At 43.0% G+C, this 3,029-nt stretch carries 4 protein-coding genes; 1 reads left to right on the top strand and 3 read right to left on the bottom strand.

Annotation, left to right across the window (positions count from 1 at the left end; translation table 11 throughout):
- Together IQR33_RS27935 and IQR33_RS27940 are read right to left on the bottom strand one after the other, a co-directional pair.
- The coding region (locus IQR33_RS27935; protein ID WP_193844246.1) for a histidine kinase sensor domain-containing protein at positions 1 to 823 on the bottom strand (823 nt) is incomplete at its 3' end.
- Entirely contained in the window at positions 823 to 1,488 is a 666-nt protein-coding gene (locus IQR33_RS27940; RefSeq protein ID WP_005386018.1) for a response regulator transcription factor, read from the bottom strand. The genes IQR33_RS27940 and IQR33_RS27935, both read right to left, overlap by 1 nt.
- Before the next feature lie 230 nt (positions 1,489 to 1,718).
- Here IQR33_RS27940 and IQR33_RS27945 point away from each other — a divergent pair, with 230 nt between their 5' ends.
- Entirely contained in the window at positions 1,719 to 2,429 is a 711-nt protein-coding gene (locus IQR33_RS27945; protein ID WP_017819703.1) for a glycerophosphodiester phosphodiesterase family protein, read from the top strand.
- Positions 2,430 to 2,464: 35 nt separating this feature from the next.
- On the opposite strand, the gene IQR33_RS27950 is transcribed toward IQR33_RS27945, so the two are convergent.
- Positions 2,465 to 2,947: a L,D-transpeptidase family protein gene (locus tag IQR33_RS27950; protein WP_005374271.1), complete on the bottom strand. Its 483-nt coding sequence runs from the start codon at positions 2,945 to 2,947 to the stop codon at positions 2,465 to 2,467.
- Positions 2,948 to 3,029: the final 82 nt, after the last annotated feature.

Consider the following 3,029-nt stretch of genomic DNA (forward strand, 5'->3'; position numbering starts at 1 on the left):
ACCTTGTCACTAGACTTTGCTCACTTTCTCCAACACGCTTTCGCAAAAGATGCAGAACCAAGTTCTGCCTCGCTAACGGCGTTCTCAATTCGTGAGAGACATCTCTTATAAGCAGTCGCTGCTTTTCAGCGAGAGAATGAATCTGTTGCGTCATGTGATCGAAATCTTGCGCTAACTCGTTAAACTCACGCGTGCTCGACTTCAGCTCTTTCACGACACTGACATTAAAATCGCCATTAGATAGCTTTTTGCTTGCTTCTCTCAATCGATCCAATGGTTGCTGTAAGTTACGTGCCATTAGCAGCGAAAAGAGCGCCAAAATAACCACTGCAATCACGACTTTGAGAATAGAGAAATACAGAATGAAGTCATTTGCAGGGTGCAGTCGATGTGGCAATTGAATCACTAAAGTATTGCCATGAACTAAAGGAATATTGATGATGGGGCGATTCACTTTCCCCTCAAGTTGATCATCAATGCTTCTCTTAAATTGAAGTTTGAACTCGAAGTGCGGATGCATCAGACGGTGCGTAACTGGTTGCTGATGTTCATTCAACACAAATAAATAAAAGTTTTGCGCATTTGCCCAGTCAGCAAGTTCGTCCATGTCTCCGTGCTCAATCAATACATTGGCTTGATGTGCAAGGTCTAGCATTTCTTCTCGCACACTATCGGGCACTTTCAACATGGCTTTCACCAGAGCTTGTTCCGCTAAGGATTGCACGACCAAAATACTAATGACAATTGCGGTCATGCAACTAAATAACTTGAACGCTAAGCTATCTTTACGTTTTGCAATAAAAGGTGGACATCGGAGCTTCATTAACGGTTTACAGCCTCTAAATAACTGTAACCTTTGCCACGGAAGGTTTTGATATGTTGCTTGGAAAGCCCCGCTTCAACTAACTTGCGACGTATGTTACTGATGTGCATATCAAGGTTGCGATCAAAAGGACTCAGCTCTTTCTTTAACACTTCAGTTTGAAGCTCTGCTTTTGAAATCACGACTCCTTGGTTTTTTACCAAGTAGCTCAATAGTTCAGCTTCCGTACTTGTGAGGGGTAAGCTATTAAGCTGGTCGCTGATCGTTTGAACGGTACTACACATCGTCTGACGTTGACGTTCCAAGCCAACACGACGAAGAATCGCTTTGATGCGCATTAGAAGCTCAGCGACATTAAAGGGCTTTCCGATATACTGATCGGCCCCCGCTTGGTAACCATCAAGCATCGAGTTTTCATCGTTGAGAGCGGTAAGCATTAGAATAGGTGTCGCGAAGCGCTGACAGATCCTACGAGCAACTTGCATGCCGTTAAGGTTTGGTAACATGACATCAAGCAATACAAGATCTACAGGCGTTTTTTCCATATATTGCAGCGCACTTTCACCGCAATGCACAGAAGATACGATGTAGCCCTCCTCTTGCAAAACCGCTTCTAACAGCTCACACAAAGGAACGTCATCATCGACTATCAAAACTCGTGACATTACCACTCACCATTCAAATAAAAATGGTTCGCATTTTATTACTCATTTACCAATTAAACAACTACACACTCTAAGGCTTTAAGTCCACAGGACTCAGTCCAAGAAGCAGCAACGTACTATTAGAGTTTAATGTTCACTTGTACTAAAGGTTCCTAACAATATGCACCTAGATATATCTTCATAGAAAAAACGAGTACAATCAGGCAACCGCAAAGCAAAAGATAAAGCGAATGGAAACGTTATTAATTGGTCACCGTGGCGTGGCAGGTTCATACCCTGAGAATACAAAAATAAGCATTCAGGCAGCCATTGACCTGGGGTTGAAGTGGGTGGAAGTGGATATACAGCCTACCAAAGATAATGTTTTAGTGGTTTGCCATGATCATACCGTCAATCGATGCAGCAATGGACAAGGGCGTGTTGATGAGCTCACCCTGGAAGACTTAAAAGCATTAGATTTCGGTAGTTGGTTTAGCACAGACTTTTCAGGCGAGAAGATCGTGACACTAGATGAACTGCTCACTTTAGCTACTGAGAATAAGCTTAACTTGAATATCGAAGTTAAAGTAGACAACCATCCAGCGGAAGAAGTGGCGCAGACTCTCGCCAATGCGTTAACAAAAAGTCCAATGCCGCAAGAGAATGTACTCCTATCGAGCTTTAGTCATGACGTCATTAGAGCGATGCACAAATACTGCAGTGGCTACCGATTGGGTGTGTTAAGTGAATTCTTTACGAGAAAAGATAAACGCCTTTTGGAAGAAGTTAGTGCCTATAGCTGCAACCTAAATATTAACTGGGTTCGTACTCGCCAGATAAACAAACTCCAACAAGCCGGTTACAAAGTGATGTGCTATACGGTGAACAATCCAAATAAACTGAAATACCTGCCTCAGTTAGACGGTATTTTTAGTGATCATCCACAGCGCTTTATGCCATAGCCTATAAGAGCCAGAACATTAAAGGGGACCTTTTGTTACCACTCAATCTGAATTGGTGTCCCCATCTCGACAAGCTGGATAAATTCGTCCATCTCCTCGTTGGTAATCGCAATACACCCATTAGTCCAATCAAAACTTTGGATGTAAATCGGCAACTGACTCTCACCGTTTTTTAAGCCATGAATTTTGATGTTCCCTCCAGGGGACACACCTCGGCGCTTCGCTTCCAACGTATCAATCGCATCAGGGTAACTGATATGCACAGAACGATAAAAAGCAGAGTCCTCTATAACATAATCTAGAGTGTATTCGCCCTCTGGCGTGCGATTGTCTCCCTCTTCTTGTTTATGTCCTTGCGGGTTCGCTCCTAAAGCAATTCGGTATTCTTTTAGCACTGCTCCTTGTTCCATCAAATACATTCGACGCTTAGACTTGTCGACTTTAACAAGGTCAACAGCTGCGTGAGTGCCCGAAGCAAACACACAACACAAGAACATAGAGAACCATTTTACTGACATTGTCGTAACGCCTAAGCTAATAAAGTGAACAAGAAAAGAGCGATAATGCTAGTCAGTTAATGCTCGTAAAGCAAACAGTATC

This window comes from Vibrio sp. OPT46 (assembly GCF_015163535.1).
In the GTDB taxonomy this organism is placed as follows: Bacteria; Pseudomonadota; Gammaproteobacteria; order Enterobacterales; family Vibrionaceae; genus Vibrio; species Vibrio alginolyticus.